The 19,853-nt window shown below is 68.0% G+C and carries 16 protein-coding genes and 5 pseudogenes; 9 read left to right on the forward strand and 12 right to left on the reverse strand.

The window, feature by feature from the left end; genetic code table 11:
• Window positions 1–9 precede the first annotated feature (9 nt).
• Complete coding sequence (locus ACTWQF_RS18155) at window positions 10–990, forward strand: LysR family transcriptional regulator (RefSeq protein ID WP_443280452.1); 981 nt, start codon at window positions 10–12, stop codon at window positions 988–990.
• Between the two features lie 261 nt (window positions 991–1,251).
• Here the strand turns inward: ACTWQF_RS18155 and ACTWQF_RS18160 are convergent, their stop codons facing one another.
• Window positions 1,252–2,328 carry an aldo/keto reductase gene (locus ACTWQF_RS18160; RefSeq protein ID WP_443280453.1) on the reverse strand — a complete coding sequence of 359 codons (1,077 nt, stop codon included), beginning with the start codon at window positions 2,326–2,328 and terminating at the stop codon, window positions 1,252–1,254.
• Window positions 2,329–2,445: 117 nt separating this feature from the next.
• Between ACTWQF_RS18160 and ACTWQF_RS18165 the strand changes: the two genes are divergently transcribed.
• Window positions 2,446–3,279 (forward strand): helix-turn-helix transcriptional regulator, encoded by an 834-nt coding sequence (locus ACTWQF_RS18165; protein WP_443280454.1) that lies wholly within the window; start codon window positions 2,446–2,448, stop codon window positions 3,277–3,279.
• Between the two features lie 238 nt (window positions 3,280–3,517).
• Here the strand turns inward: ACTWQF_RS18165 and ACTWQF_RS18170 are convergent, their stop codons facing one another.
• Window positions 3,518–4,237: a VOC family protein gene (locus ACTWQF_RS18170; RefSeq protein WP_443280455.1), complete on the reverse strand. Its 720-nt coding sequence runs from the start codon at window positions 4,235–4,237 to the stop codon at window positions 3,518–3,520.
• 70 nt (window positions 4,238–4,307) lie between these two features.
• On the opposite strand from ACTWQF_RS18170, the gene ACTWQF_RS18175 reads away from it, so the two are divergent.
• Together ACTWQF_RS18175 and ACTWQF_RS18180 are read left to right on the forward strand one after the other, a co-directional pair.
• Window positions 4,308–4,778, forward strand: coding sequence for a hypothetical protein (locus ACTWQF_RS18175; protein WP_443280457.1), 471 nt, complete (start codon window positions 4,308–4,310; stop codon window positions 4,776–4,778).
• 622 nt (window positions 4,779–5,400) lie between these two features.
• Entirely contained in the window at window positions 5,401–6,816 is a 1,416-nt protein-coding gene (locus ACTWQF_RS18180; protein ID WP_443280458.1) for a Glu/Leu/Phe/Val family dehydrogenase, read from the forward strand.
• Window positions 6,817–6,933: 117 nt separating this feature from the next.
• Here the strand turns inward: ACTWQF_RS18180 and ACTWQF_RS18185 are convergent, their stop codons facing one another.
• Both ACTWQF_RS18185 and ACTWQF_RS18190 read right to left on the reverse strand, forming a co-directional pair.
• Window positions 6,934–9,633, reverse strand: coding sequence for a polynucleotide kinase-phosphatase (locus tag ACTWQF_RS18185; protein ID WP_443280459.1), 2,700 nt, complete (start codon window positions 9,631–9,633; stop codon window positions 6,934–6,936).
• On the reverse strand, window positions 9,630–11,138 hold the full coding sequence (locus tag ACTWQF_RS18190; protein ID WP_443280460.1) for a 3' terminal RNA ribose 2'-O-methyltransferase Hen1: 1,509 nt from the start codon (window positions 11,136–11,138) through the stop codon (window positions 9,630–9,632). Before ACTWQF_RS18190 ends, ACTWQF_RS18185 begins: the two co-directional genes overlap by 4 nt.
• 359 nt (window positions 11,139–11,497) lie before the next feature.
• Here ACTWQF_RS18190 and ACTWQF_RS18195 point away from each other — a divergent pair, with 359 nt between their 5' ends.
• On the forward strand, window positions 11,498–11,749 hold the full coding sequence (locus ACTWQF_RS18195) for a hypothetical protein (RefSeq protein ID WP_443280461.1): 252 nt from the start codon (window positions 11,498–11,500) through the stop codon (window positions 11,747–11,749).
• A 149-nt stretch (window positions 11,750–11,898) separates the two neighbouring features.
• On the opposite strand, the gene ACTWQF_RS18200 is transcribed toward ACTWQF_RS18195, so the two are convergent.
• From ACTWQF_RS18200 to ACTWQF_RS18220, 5 genes and pseudogenes are all read right to left on the reverse strand, one after another.
• Window positions 11,899–12,699, reverse strand: coding sequence for an SAM-dependent methyltransferase (locus ACTWQF_RS18200; RefSeq protein ID WP_443280462.1), 801 nt, complete (start codon window positions 12,697–12,699; stop codon window positions 11,899–11,901).
• Between the two features lie 451 nt (window positions 12,700–13,150).
• The gene (locus tag ACTWQF_RS18205) at window positions 13,151–13,426 is read right to left on the reverse strand and encodes a hypothetical protein (protein ID WP_443280463.1); all 276 of its coding nucleotides are present in this window, start codon (window positions 13,424–13,426) and stop codon (window positions 13,151–13,153) included.
• Window positions 13,427–13,506: 80 nt separating this feature from the next.
• Complete coding sequence (locus ACTWQF_RS18210; RefSeq protein WP_443280464.1) at window positions 13,507–14,040, reverse strand: pyridoxamine 5'-phosphate oxidase family protein; 534 nt, start codon at window positions 14,038–14,040, stop codon at window positions 13,507–13,509.
• A 363-nt stretch (window positions 14,041–14,403) separates the two neighbouring features.
• On the reverse strand, window positions 14,404–14,904 hold the full coding sequence (locus ACTWQF_RS18215; RefSeq protein WP_443280465.1) for a hypothetical protein: 501 nt from the start codon (window positions 14,902–14,904) through the stop codon (window positions 14,404–14,406).
• A gap of 30 nt (window positions 14,905–14,934) precedes the next feature.
• A pseudogene (locus ACTWQF_RS18220) lies at window positions 14,935–15,416 on the reverse strand (IS5 family transposase); the annotation flags it as partial.
• Between the two features lie 22 nt (window positions 15,417–15,438).
• Between ACTWQF_RS18220 and ACTWQF_RS18225 the strand changes: the two are divergent.
• The 3 genes and pseudogenes from ACTWQF_RS18225 to ACTWQF_RS18235 all read left to right on the forward strand — a co-directional run.
• Window positions 15,439–15,645 (forward strand): annotated as a pseudogene (locus tag ACTWQF_RS18225) (IS630 family transposase); the annotation flags it as partial.
• 311 nt (window positions 15,646–15,956) lie between these two features.
• Window positions 15,957–16,505, forward strand: coding sequence for a BPL-N domain-containing protein (locus ACTWQF_RS18230; RefSeq protein ID WP_443280466.1), 549 nt, complete (start codon window positions 15,957–15,959; stop codon window positions 16,503–16,505).
• A 290-nt stretch (window positions 16,506–16,795) separates the two neighbouring features.
• A pseudogene (locus tag ACTWQF_RS18235) lies at window positions 16,796–17,077 on the forward strand (transposase); the annotation flags it as partial.
• Here the strand turns inward: ACTWQF_RS18235 and ACTWQF_RS18240 are convergent.
• Together ACTWQF_RS18240 and ACTWQF_RS18245 are read right to left on the reverse strand one after the other, a co-directional pair.
• Complete coding sequence (locus ACTWQF_RS18240) at window positions 17,074–17,844, reverse strand: MBL fold metallo-hydrolase (RefSeq protein WP_443280467.1); 771 nt, start codon at window positions 17,842–17,844, stop codon at window positions 17,074–17,076. The pseudogene ACTWQF_RS18235 and the gene ACTWQF_RS18240 sit on opposite strands and share 4 nt — an antisense overlap.
• 46 nt (window positions 17,845–17,890) lie before the next feature.
• Window positions 17,891–18,036, reverse strand: a pseudogene (locus tag ACTWQF_RS18245) (transposase); the annotation flags it as partial.
• A gap of 468 nt (window positions 18,037–18,504) precedes the next feature.
• On the opposite strand from ACTWQF_RS18245, the pseudogene ACTWQF_RS18250 reads away from it, so the two are divergent.
• Window positions 18,505–19,044, forward strand: a pseudogene (locus tag ACTWQF_RS18250) (DUF1062 domain-containing protein); the annotation flags it as partial.
• A 352-nt stretch (window positions 19,045–19,396) separates the two neighbouring features.
• Here the strand turns inward: ACTWQF_RS18250 and ACTWQF_RS18255 are convergent.
• Entirely contained in the window at window positions 19,397–19,849 is a 453-nt protein-coding gene (locus tag ACTWQF_RS18255; protein ID WP_443280468.1) for a MarR family winged helix-turn-helix transcriptional regulator, read from the reverse strand.
• Window positions 19,850–19,853 lie beyond the last annotated feature (4 nt).

Below are 19,853 nucleotides of genomic sequence, written 5' to 3' on the forward strand. Positions count from 1 at the left end.
ACTGGCGCCATGGAGCTGACGGTGTGGCGAACCTTCGTGACCGTGTGCCGACTCGGGTCGCTGTCGGCGGCGGCCGCCGAGCTCAATCACACGCAGTCGGCCGTCTCCCGGCAGATCGCCGGGCTGGAGCGGCAGCTCGGGGTGCCTTTGATGGAGCGCCATGCACGTGGTGTGCGTCCGACGCCTGCCGGCGAGGTGTTCCGGCGCCACGCCCTGGCCACGCTCAACGAGGCCGACCGCGCCGTCCGCTCCGCACGAGACGTTCGCGACGGCGCGTTCAACCGGCCGCTTGCCGTCGGTGCCACCCCCTCTCTGGCTGCAGGAATCGTCCCCGAGGCCATCCGGGGCCTGCTGAAGCAAGCCGGATCCATCCCGTGGAGCCTGGTCCCCGGCCTGAGCGCGCAACTTCACCACCGCGTGATCGCCGGCGACCTCGACCTCGCTGTCGTCACCGATGCGCCACCGGGGCTGCCCCATGACTCCCGGGTCGAACGACGGTTCCTCGGGCTGGACGACATGGTCGTCGTCCTGCCCGTCGGTCATACGCAGGCCGGGCGTGGCCCGCTGCACATTCAGGCGCTGGCCGACCAGACATGGGTCGAGGACAACGACGGCTCAGAGGCGCTTCTGCGCCAGCACGCCGCCCGCGCCGGAGTCAGTGCCCGCATCGACCTCAACGCGGCCGATCTGCTCGGCAAGCTGGCCCTGGTCGCAACCGGTCACGCCATCGCGCTGATACCCGGGGTACTGACATGCGCGCTGCGGACCGACGTCACCACAGTGGGCCTCGTCGACCCCCCGACCCGCGGCATTTACACGATCACACCACGCCGCGACCCCCACCCCTCCGCAGCGCCCCTGCTCGACCAGCTCGCCACAGCCTTCACCTCGGTCCGCCCGGCCCAAGCCGCCCACCGCCCGACCGAGACGGACCCCCACGCTGCTGCGCCGGCATTTCACGACGGCGCCACGGAAACACCCCGAGCCTGAGGCCGTTGCACCAGGGGGCGCCTCGGCGTCTTTCCATCCCCATCCATGCGCACCACAAAGGTTCACGTCCCGGCCCCGGACGGCTGCATTGCGGTGGTCCGCGACAAGTCCTGTGATCGTGTGGCCGGGCTGCGCCGGCTCTTGGGCCGATGACGCGGAACCGGACGGCGACGGCGACCAGCCGCCTCCGAATCGGACCGCGGTCCAACTGCCCCAGGAGGCGTCTTGTCGCTCACGCCGTCCAGCGTGTGAGCGCGCCCCTCAACCGTCTGCCACTTGGCGGGTTTCGACCTTCAGGCCGCCGCGGGTCAGCGTGCGACCGAAGTCGCTGGCGAGCAGGTCGTGCGGGAAGCCGAGTTCGATCGCGCTGGCCTCGTCGAGGCCCGCCAGCTGGGAGGGGGTGAAGTCGACCTCCAGGGCGCCCAGATTGTCCTCCAGTTGTGCGGGGGTGCGGGCGCCGATGATCGGTGCCGTCACGCCCTGGTTCTGCAGGGTCCAGGCCAGTCCGACCTGGGCGGGCGTGCGGCCAAGCTCCGCGGCGACCTCCTTCACGACGTCCGCGATGGCGAAGTTACGTTCGACGAGCGCACCGTTGGCGATGGTGAGGCTCTTGCGGGTGCCGTCGTCGACTGCGGTGTTCGTCGCGGTCAGGTCGTCGCGGCTGTACTTGCCGGTGAGCACCCCGCCGGCCAGGGGTGAGTACGGGATCACCCCCAACCCCATCTCGCGTGCCATGGGGATCAGGTCACGTTCCCCGGTACGCTCGATCAGGTTGTATTCGATCTGCAGCGCGACCAGCGGTGACCAGCCGCGCAGGTCGGCGATCGCCTGCATGCGCGCCACCTGCCAGGCCGGAACGTTGGAGATCGCCACGTACAAGACCTTGCCCTGCCGGACCAGATCGTCCATGCCGCGCAGGATCTCCTCGACCGGCGTCGTGGAATCCCACACGTGCAGGTAGAGCAGATCGATGTAGTCCGTTTTCAGCTGTCGCAGACTGGCTTCCACCGACGCGAACAGGCTCTTGCGGTGAGGGCCCCCGGAATTCGGATCGCCGGGTCGGCGCAGCGTTGTGTATTTCGTTGCCAGCACCAGGCTTTCGCGGTTGTCGCGGGTGAATTCGCCCAGCATGCGCTCGGAGCTGCCATTGGTATAGCTGACGGCCGTATCGATGAAGTTGCCGCCGCGCTCGACGTAGAGGTCGAACAGCTTGCGAGCCTCGTCCTGCTCGGCGCCCCAGCCCCAATCGGTGCCGAAGGTCGCCGCGCCCAGCGCCAGCGGTGAGACCCGCAGCCCGGAGCGGCCCAGCAGCCGGTAGGTGTCGAGGGTGAGCGACATCGTGTCCTCCTGTGCTTGTGATCCAATGTCGAAAACAAGCCTGTGACCGCCGTGAGCCGGGGGTAAGGGAAAGAAGTTCCTGGGAACGCCAGTCCTACCCTGGCTGTAGGGTCGAACATGATGACCCGCATCGTGGACACAACCCAGGAGCTGGCCGCGTTCCTGCGGACCCGGCGCGAACGCCTGGACCCGCACGATTTCGGTCTGCCGTCGCGTCGGCAGTCCCGGCGGACCCCGGGATTGCGCCGCGAAGAGGTCGCCGAACTGGCCGGGGTCAGCATCGACTACATCGTGCGGCTGGAACAGGCCCGTGGGCTGCGGCCCTCAGCGGACGTGGTGGAGGCGCTGGCCCGGGCGCTGCGCCTGCCCCCCGACGAACGCGCCTACCTCTTCAACCTGGCCCAGCAGCGCCCTCGCAACGCCGACAAGCCCGCCACCACTCCAGCGCCGCCGCTGGCCCGGCTGATCGCCGACCTGTCGCCGCTGCCGGCCATGCTGATGAACCACCGCTACGACATCCTGGCCTGGAACGGCGAAATGGCGAAGCTGCTCATGGATTTCGACACCCTGCCGCCGTCGCAGCGCAATGCGATGTGGCTGTGCCTGATGTATCCGAAGATGCGTGAGTTCTATGTCGACCGCGAACGCGTCGTGCGGGAGGGGATCGCCCACCTGCGCGCTGCGTGGGCTGCGCATCCGGAGGATCAGGCGTTGACCGACCTCATCGCCGAATTCGCCACCGGTGACGAGCAATTCGCGTGTTTGTGGGCCGAGCGAGACGTCAAGGTCAATGGCCGCGGGCGCAAGGTGATGCGGCATCCTGACGTCGGTGAGATCGCAGTGGATTTCGAAACGCTTACGCCACTTCAAGATCCGGACCAGCTGTTGGTGATCTACCGCGCCGTGGACGATGAGAGCCAGTCGGCATTGGACCGGTTGTGCGCACGGTGATGTCGAACCGTGCATTCGCGCACTGAGTCGAACCGTCGTTCCGGCGAGGGGCTGCCGGGCGGTGGATGGGCGCCATGAAGTCGTCGCTCGCGAGCCGAGACTGTTTCATGAGGGCGTTTCAGGCCTTCAGTCGTTTGCAACAACTCATGAAACATGATCGCCGCTGGTGGACTGCGGAGTGACCGCGCGTTTCGTAGGCGAACGCCTATGAATCGCAGCCCACCCGACAACAGGGCCGCTACCGAGGCATCTGTACGAAGAACTCGTTGCCGTCCGGATCGAGCATCAGCGCCCGGACGCTGTCACCGCCGGTGTCGGCGCGCGTCGCGCCGAGCGAGATCAGGCGGTCGACCTCGGCCTCCCAGTCGGCGTCGGCGGGGAGCGCCAGCTCGAAGCACAGCCTGTTCGTGCCCGTCTTGGGCGCCACCGGAGGACCGCCCCACGTGATCTTCGTACCGCCGCTCGGCGATTGGATCGCGGTCTCCTGGTCCTGGTCCCAGACCAGCGGCCACCTCAGTGCCTCGCTCCAGAAGTAACCGACCTCCTGCGTACCGTCGCAGGCCAGCGCTCCGATGAAGCCGGTGTCGGCGAGGAACTTGTTGCCCGCCTCGATGACGCAGAACTCGTTGCCGTCTGGATCGGCGAGTACCACATGCCCCTCTGTCGGGAGTTGGCCCACGTCGATGTGCTTTCCGCCGAATTCCAGCGCCCTGGCCACCGTCTGCTGCTGATCTTCCGGGGAGGTGCTCGTCAGGTCGAAGTGCGCCCGGTTCTGGCCGAACTTCGGCTCCTGGCTCGGCAGGAAACGGATGCGGAACCCGGCGGTGTCAGGGGGCAGGATGGCGACGTCGCCGTCCGGACCGTCGGCCAATTCCCAGCCCAGGACCCCGGACCAGAACCGCGCCAGGCCCGACGGCCGGGTCGCATTGAAGCAGATCGCGAACAGTTGACTGGTCATACCCCGTGCATCTCCGATCCACTGACGGTCGATGCGGCGCCTCACCCTTCTCCGCGAGCGGAGCCTAGGGGTGGCCGTGCGGCACCCGCATCCGAGTTTCCGTCGGGGGGCCGCGCTCGGCCTCGTGGCCTTTCAGGTAGGTCAACGCGTCTGGGGACTCCCCGGATTCAGCTTCCCCCGGACTGCGACCGCCGCCACCGACTACGTGCTGGTCGAACCCAAGAAGCTGGCGCCTGCGCCAGTGAGCCTCGACTTCGCCTCGATGGCCGCCCTGCCCTGCACAGCGCTCACCGCGTTGCAGACTGTGCGCGACATCCTCGAGCTCCGCGAGGGCAGAAACTCCTCGTCGTCGGCGCCAGCGGCAAGAGCGCCGATCTCTGCCGCGAGCTGGGTGCCGAACGAATTCGTTCAGGTGGGTGAAAGAGTTTATGTTCTGGTGGCCAAGCACCGGCGGCCGATATTCCTGAACGACGTTGAACTGCGCAGCTGCGAGGCAGCCGGGTCCGCGCTGCGAGTCGGCGGGGGTGGCGTTCTGTGGTAGTTGCCCTGACGGCGGTTGACAGACACGGACGGGACAGGTGGAGCGGTGATGGAAGGTGTTGGGTCGGCTTCCTGGGTGAGTGGTCGTAACCTCGCCGGAAAGGCGGCGCTACCCGGATGACCGCAACGCTCTCCGATCGTCTAGGGGCACCTTTGTCCATGACGGCCTGTCAGGGTGTACGGTGCGGCGGGTTGCGACCCTTCAACGAGCCTGCTGCCAGGGATTTTTCACCGACGCCGGCCATGCGACCGGGCAGTAGCAAGAGGGTGCAGGGCGCCGCTCCAAAGACATCTTGACAAGGGTTGATTCGCGACCTCACAGTAGTCGCTACGTACAACGCAACCGGATGCGTTCTCTGCGTACATCCGTGAATCCTCCTCTCAAGCCATCACGTAAGCACATTCTGCGGGTGTCATTCGGACTGTCCGAGTGACTGCCCGCTTAATTGTCGGCAGGTGCAGCCGCCTGAATCCGCCGTACAACGCTGCGCAGTCCCCGGCGGAGCAATGGCGGCTGTCGGCCCCTGGGCCGATTCCGCGCAAACACCTGTGCCTGAGAGCAGGACCCCGTCGTTACCGGAAAGGGTGAGTGCCATATGACGCGAAATGCTGTCGAAACACCGATGCAGGCTCTTGAGCATAAACCCTTTCTCCAGGTCACATGGCGAGATTCCGAGACCCCGGCGCGCGGCTACGTCGTGATCGACCAGCTGGTGACGGGCATTGCCACGGGGGGCCTGCGTATGCGGCCCGGATGCACGCTCGACGAGGTCGGTGCCCTCGCCCAGGAGATGACGCTGAAGATGGGTGCCTTCGGCATTCCTGTCGGCGGCGCAAAAGGGGGGATCGACTTCGACCCCGCGGATTCGCGGGCTGACGGGGTGAGGGAGCGGTTTCTGCAGGGGGTTCGGCCGCTGCTGGAACGCTTCTGGGTGACTGCTGGGGACCTCGGAACGCAGCAGGACCAGCTCGACCGGGCCTTTGAACAGGTGGGCCTCGGGGAGACTTCCTTTCACGCCGCCGTGGTCCGTTCCCCGGACGAGGCCGAAGTGCGCTCACGCATTCGGCAGGCTTTCGCTACGCGAACGGACGGCCTGAAGCTTTCGGAGCTGGTCGGTGGCTTCGGAGTGGCGGAGGCAGCGTTGGTGGCGTTGGAGCACCGCGGCATCCCCGCTTCGTCCGCACGCGCAATCGTTCAGGGATTCGGCACGATGGGAGGGGCTACGGCGCTGTACCTCTCGCGCGCCGGGGTGCAGATCGTCGGGGTCACGGACGCTCAGGGCCTCGTCCTCAACGTGTCGCGGGGCATCGACGTGGAACGCCTGCTGTCCGCGCGAAGCGCCAGCGGCGTGATCGACCGTTCCGTCCTGCGCGACGACGACGAGGAACGCCCCGGTGACGAGTGGCTGGGGCAGGACGTCGACGTCCTGGTGCCGGCTGCTGTCTCCCACACGATCACGGCGGACAACTGCGACCGGATTCGCGGCAAGCTCGTGGTCGAAGCGGCAAACGTACCCACCACGCCCGAAGCTGAGCAGCTTCTGTTGGACCGAGGGGTCAGCGTGGTCCCCGACTTCATCGCGAACACCGGTGCTGCCGCCGGAGCCTGGTGGGTCATCCTGGGTGAAGTGGTCAGTCCCGCCGGTGCGTGCGGCCGACTGACCTCTGAGATCCGTCCGCTGGTCCGAGGCCTCATGAGCCGGGCCGACGATACGGGGACGTCGATGCGGGCCGCCGGTGTGCGGTTCGCGGAGGAGAACTCACAGCGGATGATCCGTGAGTACGGGGGAGCGGTGGCCTTCCGCGACCTGTTCCCCGGCGCCTCACTGGAGCAGCAGGTCCCCGGGGCCGACTCGGGGCCGGTGGTAGGTTCCGCGTCCACTCCGGACGCCGCCGAGCCCGTGGCCCATCCGTTGAACGGCACTCCGGTTTCGGCCGGCGGCCTGGACGGCGGCCTGTCGGAGACCGGCCGGCAGCCCATCGCGGCCTACCCGGCGTACTGCCCGGGTACGGCCGACCCGTCTCCCGGAAGTCACTGAACAGCCTCGCCGAGACGTGACGTGCCTGCGACCGGAACCTTCCGGTCGCAGGCACGTCAGCTCCGCTCCGCGAGGGGAGGTGCCGCCGCTCCGCCGGCTGCTCGAGAACGCGGCCCCCTACAGACGCGGATCGACCGGCTCTGACTCCAACGCCAGCACCGCGAACACCGCCTCATGGATCCGCCACAACGGCTCTCCCTCCGCAAGCCGGTCCAGGGCCTCGAGCCCCAGCGCATACTCACGGATCGCAAGTGACCGCTTGTGATTCAAGAAGCGCCCCCGCAGCCGCGCGAGGTTGTCCGGCCGCGTGTACTCCGGCCCGTAGATGATCCGCAGGTACTCACGCCCCCGGCACTTGACGCCGGGCTGCACCAGACGTCCCTGGCTGTCGCGCACCATCGCCTCGACGGGCTTCACGACCATGCCTTCGCCACCACGGCTGGTCATCTCCAGCCACCAGTCGACCCCCGCCTGCATCGACGTCTCGTCGCTGGTGTCGACAAAGAGACGCCGCGTGGTTTGCAGCAGACCCGACTGGTCCTTCTCAACCGCCCTGTCGATCAAGGCCAGTTGCTCATCATGCGGCAACGCCGCGAGCGAGCGGCCCTGCACGGCCAGGACCTGGAACGGCGCGAGGCGCACACCGTCCAAGCCGTCGGTCGTCCAGCAGTACCGCCGGTAGGCGTCCGTGAACGCCGCGGCGTCGGCGGCACGTTCGCGCTGCTCGGCCAGCAGGACCTGGACGTCGACCCCACGCGCGGCAGCCGCTTCGAGGGCGGCCACGGCGCTGGGGAAGGCCGCCTTGGAGGCGGCTCCCACAGCCGCGTACTGCGTGCGCAGCAGACCGGAAGCCTTCAGCGACCACGGCATCAACTCGGCATCGAGCAGCAGCCAGTCGGTCGCGAGCTCGTCCCAGAGCCCGGCCTCGGCGACGGCGGTGCGGACCCGGCTGATGATTTCCTCAGTGATGGAGTGGCCGGCGGCGGAGCCGCCCATGGGCTCTGTGAAGAAGGGACGACCGGTACGGGTGTACAGCGCCCCCGTGACCGACGACGTAGCGTCGAGCCCGAACCGCTTCCGTGCCACCTCCGCATCCCGGCACACCAGGGCCACCGCGCGCGACCCCATGTGCTTCTCCTCGCACACCACGCGCGCGACACCGTCCGACGCGTACTGCGCGAAGGCCTCGTCCGGGTGCTCCAGAAAGAGTTCTTCCGCGGTTCCGCCGCGGGCGCCGCGCTGCGAGGTCGCCGTCGGCGCCATCGTCGGCGGCAGATACGGCATGACGCGTGGGTCGACGGCGAACCGGCTCATCACCTCAAGGGCCGCGGCCGCGTTCTCCTCGCGTACGGACACGCGCCCCAGGTGGCGGGTCTCCACCACGCGGCGGCCGTGGACGTCGCCGAGATCGAGGGGCCGCCCGGCATGACCGCCGCCGGGGGCCTCGGTGCGCAGCGGCTTGACCGGCTCGTACCAGACCTTGTCGGCCGGCACATCGACCAGTTCGCGCTCCGGCCAGCGCAGCGCGGTGAGTCTGCCGCCGAAGACGACGCCGGTGTCCAGACAGATCGTGTTGTTCAGCCAGGACGCGGTGGGCACGGGCGTGTGTCCGTACACGACGGCTGCCTTTCCGCGGTACTCCTCGGCCCACGGGTAGCGCACAGGCAACCCGAACTCATCGGTCTCGCCGGTCGTATCCCCGTACAGCGCATGCGAGCGCACCCGCCCCGACGTACGCCCGTGGTACTTCTCCGGCAGCCCGGCGTGGCAGACGACGAGCCTGCCCCCATCGAGAACGTAGTGACTGACGAGCCCGTCCACGAACTCCCGCACCCGCACGCGGAAGTCCTCACCCTCGCCCTCCAACTGCTCAATGGTCTCGGCGAGTCCGTGCGTACGCTGGACCTTGCGGCCCTTGAGATGGCGGCCGAGCTTGTTCTCGTGGTTGCCGGGCACGCACAGTGCGTTCCCGGACGCGACCATGTCCATCACGCGCCGCAGCACACCCGGGGTGTCCGGGCCTCGGTCGACGAGGTCGCCCACGAAGACGGCCGTACGCCCCTCGGGGTGCACCCCGTCGACGTACCCGAGCTTGCCGAGCAGGGACTCCAGCTCACTGGCGCACCCATGGATGTCGCCGATGATGTCGAAGGGCCCGGCGAGGTGGGAGAGGTCGTTGAAGCGCTTCTCGGTGACGATCTCGGCGCCCTCGACCTCCTCCACACCGCGCAGGATATGGACCTTGCGGAATCCCTCGCGTTCCAAGTGCCGAAGCGAGCGGCGCAGTTCGCGCTGATGGCGGGCGATGACCCGACGCGGCGTGCCGACCCGGTCGGCGCGGGTGGCGTTGCGCTCGGCGCAGACCGCCTCCGGCACGTCGAGGACGATGGCGATGGGCAGCACGTCATGCTGCCTGGCCAGCTGTATCAGCTGCTTGCGGCTGTCGCTCTGCACGCTGGTCGCGTCGACGACGGTGCGACGGCCCGCCGCGAGCCGCTTGCCCGCGATGTAGTGCAGCACGTCGAAGGCGTCCTTGCTGGCACTCTGATCGTTCTCGTCATCGGCGACGAGCCCGCGGCAGAAGTCGCTGGAGATCACCTCGGTGGCCTTGAAGTGCCTGCGTGCGAAAGTGGACTTACCGGATCCGGTGGCGCCGATGAGGACGACGAGGGAGAGGTCGGTCACAGGAAGACTACGGGCGCTGCGCGCGGTGGCGGTGGGGCCGGAAGAGCCGTCTTCCGAGCCCCGGCCCGCACCGCCCGGCGAGGCGTGTTCGCAGCCCGGGTCCGTGTTCGGGCCCATGTTCTGGTTGGTCATGCCGCCTTCACGCCCTTCTCGCTCTCGTCGGCCGTCGTTCTGTCCGTCCCATCGCTGTCGCTCTTTGTGAAGACCGCCATCTGTGTGGGCGGCCCCACCTCAGGGTCGTCGTCTCCCACGGGCACGAACTCCACGCCGTATCCATGCCGCTCCGCGGTACCGCCGGCCCACGCCCGGAACTCCTGCCGCGTCCACTCGAACCGGTGGTCCCCATGGCGCACGTGCCCGGCAGGCAGTGACTCCCAGCGCACGTTGTACTCGACGTTCGGGGTCGTCACGATCACCATGCGGGGCTGCGCCGAGCCGAACACCGCATACTCAAGGGTCGGCAGGCGCTCCACGTCGACGTGCTCGATCACCTCGCTGAGTACCGCCGCGTCGTACCCTTTGAGCCGCTTGTCGGTGTATGTGAGCGACCCCTGGAGGAGCTTTACGCGTTCGGCCTGCCGCTCTCCCACCCGGTCCAGCTTCAGCCGCCGCGCGGCTACGGTGAGCGCCCGCATCGACACATCCACGCCCACGATCTCCACGTACCGTGCGTCCTTGAGCAGCTCCTGCAACAGCTGCCCCTGTCCACAGCCCAGATCGAGCACCCGCCTCGCCCCGGCCGCACCGAGCGCCGCGAGGATCGCCTCCCGTCGCTGCACGGCAAGCGGCGTGGGCCGTTCCTTCGTGTCGTCGAAGCCCACGCAGTCGGCCACTGCGTTGTCGATCTCCTCGACGTCCGTGTCATCCGCGTCGGCGAGCCGCAACAGCGCGAGCCGCTCCCTCGCCTCCCGGGTCAGCGACCATCGCCGCGACAGGTAGCGGCTCGTGATCAGCCGCTGCTCCGGGTGCTCCGCGAGCCAGCCCTCACCGGCCCGCAACAGCTTGTCGACCTCGTCGGGCGCGACCCAGTAGTGCTTGGAGTCATCAAGCACCGGCAGCAGCACATAGAGATGCCGCAGCGCCTCGGCCAGCGTCAACTTCCCCTCGGGCACATCCAGTACGAGCCTTACGTACCGGGAATCCCCCCACTCCGGGAACTGCTCGTCCAACGGGACCGCCCTCACCGCCACGGTCCACCCCAGCGGCTCGAACAATCCCCGCACCAGCGCGGCACCGCCGCGCGCGGGCAGCGCGGGTACCTCGATCCGCAGCGGCAGCGGCTGCGCGGCCCGCTCGGGGCGCGCGTTGCACTGCCCGTGCAGCGCACTGGAGAACACGCGGCTGAGCGCCACGGCAAGTAGCGACGTAGCGGCGTACGGCCGGTCGTTGACGTACTGCGCCAGCGCGGCGTCAGGCGTCCCGCCCCGGCCCTTGCCTCGCCGCACCAGCGCCACAGGGTCCACCTCGAGCAACAGCGCGGCCGTGCAGTGCTCCGCCGTCGCCTCCGGGTACCACACATGAGCCGTGCCGTACGAGGTGGAGAACGCCTGCGCCTTGTCGGGGTGCTTGTGCAGCAGAAACCCGAGGTCGGTCGCGGGGCGCTCTGGGGTACCGGTCGTGCTGATTGTCAGGAACACCGTGGGGAAGCCTCGAAACACAGGGTCTGTAGTGCGGATGCCGTGCGGTGCGGTCCATTGCCGTGAACATCGCGGCCAACGTGCCTGCGCAAACGTACAGCGAACGTTTGAGAAGCTCCCAGGACTTTTTGATCGGCCACAAGTGCCCGACGGGAGGCACACCGGGAGAACCAGGTGCCGAGGGCACACGCCCGGCCTGGACGTGACCGGCCGGGCTTGAGGCTCCAACGCCGGTGCTGACCGGCACCGCGACCGGCAGCACCGGCTCACCAGTCCCGATGTCGCCACGTCATCCCGCCACCCCACGAACCCGCCGCGAAGGATCCCGCTCATGACCCAGCAGACGATCGTCAGTACCGGTGCCGGCGACGGCATCGGGCGCCGCCGCCGCGCGGAAACCGGCGGCCCAAGGCGAGGAAGCCGTCCTCGAGGGCCGCTCGCCGGCCAAGACCGCAGCCGCCGCACAAGAACTGAGCGCCCGGCACTACACGGCAGGCTTCGCCGATCTCGCGCAGGTACGCGACCTGGCCGACAAGCTCAGGCTGCCTGCTCGCACACCGACGTACTCGCCAACCACGCCGGTGGCCTCATGGGAGGCACCTGCGAGGTAACCGTCGACGGCTTCGAGAAGACCTTCGTCTGAGCAGGCCGCTGTCTGTGTGAGCCCTCCATCACGAGGAGCGCGCCTGCTCCCTCAGCCCCGGTGGGCGGCCTCGGCCGGTGGTGGCCGGCCGTGTGGTGGCCGCGGCGGTGCCGTTCGTCATGGCTTGCGCGCGACTCCGCCCCAGCCCGCCCGGTCGGTGGCTGTCCCAGTGTCCGCGTCAGGCATCCAACGAGGCCAAGAGGTGTACCCAGGGGGGTCGACCAGTTCGAGGCCGTCGAAGAGCTGCACCGTCTTGGAAGGTTCGCGGAAGATATAAGGGATCGCACCGCTCCGGTTGTACTCCTCCTGGACCGCCCGGTGTTCTTCGTCGGCTGCGGTGGAGTGACTCATCGCCAGCCAACTGCCTGACGGAAGCCTGTCCATCAGGCGCCGCACCAGCCCGACAGCCTCGTCCCAGTTCACGATGTGCCCCAGCACGTCACTGATGACCACGGCGACGGGCTTGGACAGATCCAACGTCTTGCTGGCCCCTTGAAGCACGAGATCCGTGTTTTCCATGTCCTCCTCGACGTAGGCCGTAGCGCCTTCCTCCGTGCTGGTGAGAAGTGCTTCAACGTGATTGATCACAAGCGGGTCGTGGTCGACGTAGACCACCCGGCACTCAGGGGCGATGCGTTGTGCGATCTCGTGGGTGTTGTTGCTGGTAGGCAGGCCGGCACCAAGATCCAGGAACTGCCTGGCCCGTTCATCCCGCGCCAGGAAGGTCACGGCACGCCGCAGCCAGTCCCTGCTCTCCGGGGGAAAGAGGCGCATCGGCGGGTAGTTGTCGATGTAGAGGTCACCGGCGATGCGGTCGACTTCGTAGTAGTCCTTGCCCCCTGTCCAGTAGTTCCAGATCCGGGCCGAATGCGGGACCGTGGTGTCTATCCTGCGGCGAGGCTGTGGTTCATTCGTCATGGCAGTTCCTCTCTCAGTCGATGGGCGCCGGACGCGGGCTCAACGCGGCCAAGCCGGTGGGTTCAAGGAGTCCGGGCCAAGGTCTGGGAGAGTATCGCCCTCCTCGCCCAGACCGCGCCCGGCCGCCTGGATGCCGCACGCACCCAGAACGACGCACGCCGGCCCCAGGCCCGCGACCACGAACTCCACGAGAGCCAGAGCGCGTTCGAGCGCCGCCGCGCCGTCATCGGGGCCGAGACGGTCCTGTTGGATGCCGCTCTCGGCTTCGACGCCACTCCTGATGGACCGGTGCAGATGCCCTTACCGCCGCTGTTGGCGTCCATGGGCGTCACCGACGCCGGACTGGAGCTCCTGTCCGCTCTGGACGACCCTGACCAGCCGTCCGGCGCTTCACCCAGGCCGTGACCCTCGCCAGCATCGACGCCCTCAGTCAGCCTGACGCCGGCACCTTTCACGTGGGCAGGTAGGCGTCATGCTCGGCGTAGTGAATGATCGCCGGGCACCGCTCCAGCACTCCGGGAGAAGCACCATCGCGCCAAGCTGACCACACCCGCAGCACGTCGCGGGCGAGCTCCACTTCCAGGAGGTAGGCCAGGTTGCGGGGCGGCGCGTCCCAGCTCGCCACTGTCGCACTGGAATCGGCCGTCCAGGGCTGGGCTGCGTAAATGACGAAGTCCGCGGGCTGGTGCTCATCGAGGGCCAGCAGCACCTCTTTCAACGACGGCATGGAGAGAACCTACTTCTCCCCACTGCCACCAGGAGAGGCACCGCCGGTGGGAGAGCCTCCCGCCACGGCACCGCGTGCGCTCAGAAGGTCCAGCGCGTGTGGCTGTAGACCCCGCCGTCCCTGCCGAAGCCGTACGCCGTGTCCGGGGCCACCGCGAAGACCAACACGTCGCCCTTTCGGATGCCGTCCCCCATCCCGTAGAAGGTGCCCTCGGGCGAGGTCATGTGCTCGCCGTACTTCGTCTCGTGGGCGGCGATGACCTCCTCCAGCGCCGCCGGGTCCGTGACCTGGTCCGCCATGCCCTCCACGATGATGTCGAGCCCCTCGGTGAGCGCGTTCCGCCCCGTGGTGAGCGCGCAGTGCGGATCGTGGGCGAGGTTCTTCGCCTTCTGCTCCCCCGGTCCGGTGGAAAAGTGGAGCGCTCCGTCGTGCCAGGCGCCGATCAACGGCGTGACGTGCAGCCGGCCGTCGGGCCGCACAGTGGACAGCCAGAAGATCTCGGCGGCCTCCAGCTGCCGCCGGGCCTCGGCCCAGTCGGTGGCGGTGACGTTCTCCGCGCCGGGACGGGGGTTGGTCGCAGAGCTGTAGCGGGTGTCGAGCTCGGTCTTGGGCATGCGGTTCTCCTCTCGTCTTCTCCATGTAACGACCGGGCTGCGGGACAGAAATCATCGCCATTCCTTTGCCCAGCGCCGCCAGCAACCCTCTCCGCCGCTCCGGCGCCGCTCCCGGTCCCCGACGAGCGGGGACGTGAGCGCAAGGGCCCTCTCCCATGCCGCGCGCCATGTCACGGGGGAGGGGTCGGCGGTGTCCTGGTCGGCCCGCTGCTGGAGCTGTTCGCGAAGCTGCATGGACCCAACCTCCCGTCCCACCCCGTCGGCACACCGCAGGCCGCACGGTCGTGTCAGTGGCGAGTGGGAGGCTGTAACGCCATCAGCCTGTTGCCTGAGCTCTGCCGCAATGTCGTACCAGTCCGGTTCTCAGTCGATCGATCCCCAGGCCCGGTACGGCCGTTGCGGCTCGGGGGTGTTCTGGACCGCGGCAGGTCCGTGCCGCCTGCGGGAGCAGTGTTTGAGAAGACCAACTAGGCCCGCTACGAGCCCTGCGGCGAACGGCAAGAAGAGCAGGCCGCCCATCACCAGCATGCCAATGGCCTCCGCCTTCTTCCCGTCCTGCAGCGCGCCGATGCCGGCGACGGTGAAGATCACGATGAGTACGAGCGGAGGCAGGAGCCATGGCCACGCTTTGGGCTCAGGGGTCTCCCGGAGAGCTGCGTACCAGTAGCGGGCGCACCACCAGGCGACCGCGAAGGCCGAAAGTGCGAGTGCGGCGAAGCCGATCATGGGCAGAGGGCGGTCGGCGGTGTTCGCGGCCACGCTGGAAAGCGTCACCCCCATCAGGGCCATGAAAGGCGTCAGCATCCCTCCCACGATGAGGCGGTGACGACGGGAGCCGCTGAGTGCGTTGGACGGAATGAACATGAACAAACATCCTAAGGACTGTCGGGCGGATCACGAGCGAAGCCAGAGACGAATAGCAACGACGGCCACCGTGCCGTGGAAGACATACGCCGCTTTTGTCGAAGCGGGTGGCTACAGCACGAAAGCCTTTGAACGTGTTGGTCGTTCACTCGACTTCGTTACGCCGCTTGTAGATCGTCTTGTCGAAGCCGGTGGGCCGGCCGCCCGCGCTACCGCGGCGCTGGCGGTTGGCCCGCTGGTCCTTGCGCTCGGGAATGGTGTGCTTCATCTGCCGACGTCGCAGATGCGAGCGATTCCGGCGGGGGCGAGTATGCCTTGTCGCCACCCAGGTGATCGGGACGCATGCGTGGATGACCGCCGGCCGGACGCGGGACACGGATGCGTTCGAGGACCGGGATCAGTTGCGGGGCGTGGCCCCACTGGCCTGGTGTGACGACGAACGTAACCGGACGTCGGCCGCCCTCACCTGCAAGATGGATCTTGCAGGTCAGCCGGCCACGCGAGCGGCCCAGGGTGATCTTTCTCGAAGGCCCTCTGCCCGCCTACTCGCCCGGCCTGAACCCGGTCGAAGGTGTGTGGGCGCACGTCAAACGCAGCCTGGCCAATCTCGCCGTCGTCGCCCTCGACCGCCTGGAGACTCTCGTCCGCAGCCGCCTCAAACGCCTCCCGCACCGGCCCGAGATCCTCGACGGCTTCATCACCGGAACCGGCCTGACACTCGACACCCCAACATCACCTTGACACGCCGAAGTCAGTAGGCACTGGACCCTCACTGCGGCAGCACATCCGCACACGTTTCCGCATTTGACAACCGGGCCGCTCACCATCAGGTTCTCAGCATGAACCGACGTCGGCTGCTCTCGCTCACCCTCCCGGCAGCTGCCGTGATGACCGTTCAATCCGCGTGTGGGCCGCAGCCGTCTCACGATCGACCGCGTGCGCTCGTCTACCGGGGCCCGGCGGCTTGCGGGGGCTGCGCGGAGGCGGTGGCCGCGCTGCTGCGTAGCGCGCCGGCACGGCCACGTGTGCGGTATTGCGGCCCTGGGGAAGCGGTGCCGCTGACGGCGTCGGCACTGGCACAGGCGGCTGTCTACGCCCAGCCGGGCGGTGGGGACGACCTGACAGCCGCTTGGAAGGAGATGAGCGCTTTCGCCGACCCGCTCCGCCGTTGGGTGCGGGGCGGAGGCCGCTACCTCGGCTTCTGCCTGGGCGGCTATCTGGCCGGCCACAGCCCCGGCTTCGGTCTCCTGCCCGGTGACACCGACGCGTACATCGCCTCCAAGGGTGCCTCGGTGCACACGCCGGCGGACACCGTCATCCCCGTCCGCTGGCGCGGCCGACGGCGGCACATGTACTTCCAGGACGGGCCGTACTTCAAGCTGGCCGACAAGGCCGCCGCCTCGGTGATCGCCACATACGACAACGGCCTGTCGGCCGCGGTCCTGGCGCCCTACGGAAAGGGACAGGTCTCCGTCGTCGGGCCGCACCCAGAAGCCGACGCCACCTGGTACGCCGACTACGGCCTGACCAACCCAGACGGTATCCGGTTCGACCTGGGCCATGACTTGGTGGAAACAGCCATGGCCGGCATCCCGTCCTGACCAACCAGGGCGGCAACTGGGTAACGCCTCGGATCCGGCCTCTAGCCCCAATACCAGTGATTTAGCGGACCGTTCGTAACTCTGAAGTGGAGAAACGTCGTCGGCTGGGGCTTCCGGAAGCCGTTACATACCTGCGGATCGGCTCGTGAGGGCACGCGAAGGGCGTACCTTCCCGAGTGATCGATCCTTCCCGAGTGATCGATCGACTGGTATCGAGCAGGCCGACGTTGCACCGTCGGTCGGGTCCTGGTCCTGATCGGCGTGCGCGGGAACGGCAGCAAGGAGACGAAGCCGAACTCCTCGCGTTCTACGACTTCCCCGCCGAGAACTGGGTCCACCTGCGGACCACGAATCCGATCGAGTCGACCTTCTCCACGGTCCGCCTGCGGACCAAGGTCACCCGCGGTCCCGGCTCTCGCGCCGCCGCCCTCGCGATGGTGCTCAAGCTGGTCGAGTCCGCCCAGGCCCGCAGGCGGGCCGTGAACTCGCCCCACCTCGTCGCCCTGGTCCGCGCCGGAGCCCGCTTCGAACGAGGCCACCTCGTCGAACGCCCTGGGGCAGTCGCGGCCTAATCGATCGAGAAGGTGGCACCGGGGGCGGCGTAGTCGACGGGACCGGCGAACCGGGCCGAAGCGCGTGCCACCGCCTGCTGCGGGGTGAGGAAGCGGCCGACGTGCGTGACGATCAACCGGTCCACCCGGGCTGCGCCGGCCGTCTCGCCGGTGTCCTCTGGCGTGTGGTGCACTCGTTCGCCCTCGGCCGGCGCCTGCGCGCTCTCGGCCTCGCACAGCAGCACGTCGCACCCCTCGGCCAGCTGCGTGAGGCTGGGACACGGCGCCGTGTCCCCGGAGTAGACCAACGACCGGTCCCCGGCCTCGATGCGCACGGCAAAGGCCGGGATGCCGTGCGCCACTGCCCGGCTGGTCAAAGTGAGTGCGCCGACGTGCACCTGATGCCCGTCGTGCAGTTCATGGACAGCGAAAGCGGATTCGACCGGGCTGCGGGTCGAGGTGTTGGTGAGGAAGTGTGCCAGCCGGTCAGCGATGCCCGGCGGGCCGTACAGCGGGATGGGCGCGGTGAGTTGCACGTCCGCGAAGAGCGCACCGTAGTAAGCAGTAAGCAGGTCTGCGCTGTGATCGGCGTGCAGGTGCGAGATCCAGATCCCGTCCAGCTCATTCAGCCGGACATGCCGTTGCAGCTGGGCCAGCGTCCCGCTGCCCGCATCCACCCAGACCCGGGTACCGCCGCTGGACACCAGGTAGCCGGAGCAGGGGTTGTCCACGCTCGCATAGGGCGTCGCGGACCCCAGGACGGTGAGCTGGAAAAGATCGCTGGTCATCCAGGGAGTCTAGAACGCTCGATCCACAGGTATGGACAATTTCTCCACCGGTCCGCTGCCGGAAGAGAATGCCGTTGATCACCTGCGATGACTCTTCCAACGCCCGCCTCGTCCCATGTTCTTCGGCAAGTGGGGCTCAAGCCGAGCCCACTACCGATCCGAAAGATCACCCCGCCCACACCAGCCGGAGATGATGCGACTGCCGACCTGGTCACACGACCCGTCGGACAGTGCCTAGCGGCGTACACCGGGGACGAGCCGGAGTCGCGGCGGGAGGCCGTGCGGCAGTCCGACGCAGCGAAGATTCAGGCGCTTCAGGAGTCGGGGCGGGCGGAGAACGTGGCTGGTTCGTCGCTGGGCAGGACCTCATGAAGGCGGCTCGCGCCGCCATGGCCCAGGAGTAGCCCTCAGGTCCCGTCATTAGTGCGGCCTTCCGTGCACGGTAGTCAGCGAGGGATCGGAACCTGGCGGTGAGGCGCTCGAAAACCAGTGGAGCAGCGCCGCTGTGTGCCATTACCGTGCTGCCGGACCAAGTCGTCTAGTCAAGGACGTGCCGTTGTACACCCTGTGAGACCTCCCGAGCGTTGAATCGTCGCGCGTCGCGCATGTGCGCCGCGCTCCTTTTTGCTGCGGACTTCTCACTGAAACCGGTGTATTTCTGTGCTCAAAACCTGGGTGGTCGTACCCACCTGCCTGTCGCTCGTTCTCCGTCGTTGTCACGCGTGCGTGGCCGAGCGCTTCCGGGCAAGCGGTCGATTTCGCGTCAACGCGAACCACAAGCTCATCGACGCCTGGCTCCTCGCGCTCTGTACTGCTTGCAGGGAATTGGCGAAGCTCACGGTCCTGGAGCGGATGAATGTGCGCTCCATACGACCTGAGCTGCTGGACCGGCTGCATGACAACGACCATGGCCTGGCAGCTGAGCTGCTCCGGGATCCGGTCGCGCGGCGCCGTAATCGTATTGCCCTCGACTGGGACAACTCCTGGCGCCTCGACACCGACGGATCGGATCACCTGGACTGCGAGGTGATCGACGTCTCGGTCCGCCTTGCGGCGCGGATTCCTGTCCGGCCGGTGCGACTGATCGCTGAAGGTTGCGGTCTTTCACGGGCCGAGGTCGGGAGACTGATCACGGAGGGGAAGTTCGTTTCGGCAAGCTGGCTGAGCGGCAAGCCCTCCGGCGAATTCACGTCTTCGATGACCACTCCGGCCTCCAGCGTCCCCGTCCAGCATCTCCGTGACATCGCGCGGGCATCTTTCCAGTTTGCCGAGGCGGTACGGGAAGCCGCTCATGCCTTCGGCCACACGGGCGGCCCGGACCAGGTCGAGCGCCCCGCTTGGCAGTCGCCGTACGGTCCGCCGCCGCCCCGGGCGCACCGCGGCCGGTGGACACCCGCGCCCGTCCTGGTTCGCTCCCGGCATCGCGACTCCACCTTCACGCTCAAGCGACCCTGAGCCCTCCTCGGGGCCAGGGCCTGTCCGGCAAGATCCGCTGGACAGGCCCTGGTGCTGTGACCGGAAAGGTGTGCCGGGTTGTTGTTCCCGGCCAGCGTCAGTGTGGCGTGATTGCCGAGAAGTCCCGTACGAAGCGGGTCAAGAGGTGGGCAAGGGCGGCTCGGTCTTCGGCGGTCCAGCCGGCTGTGGCCTCGGCGATGACCTCGCGGCGGAATGTTCGAATCCGCGTGAGTACATCTCGCCCCTCGGGGGTGAGGGTCAGCAACGACCGGCGGCCGTCGTGCTGGTCCGCCTCTCGTCGCAGCAGCCCGGCCTGGAGGGCCTGCGAGGCGAGTCGGCTTGACCTGGGCTGGTCGACGCCGAGCAGGGCCGCGACCTCGGTAACGGTCATCGCCGAACCTTGCCCCTCGGCCGCCTCGACCGCGTCGAGCAGCTCGAAGACAGCGTCGGGCAGCCCGGTGTGTTCGCCGTGACGCTCCGCCAGCCTCGCCAGTGCACGGCGCTGTCGGCTGCGGCGCAAGGCGACGACGGCCGTCTCAATGTCTGCCACGTCC

Source organism: Streptomyces sp. 8N114 (assembly GCF_052245835.1).
GTDB lineage: Bacteria > Actinomycetota > Actinomycetes > Streptomycetales > Streptomycetaceae > Streptomyces.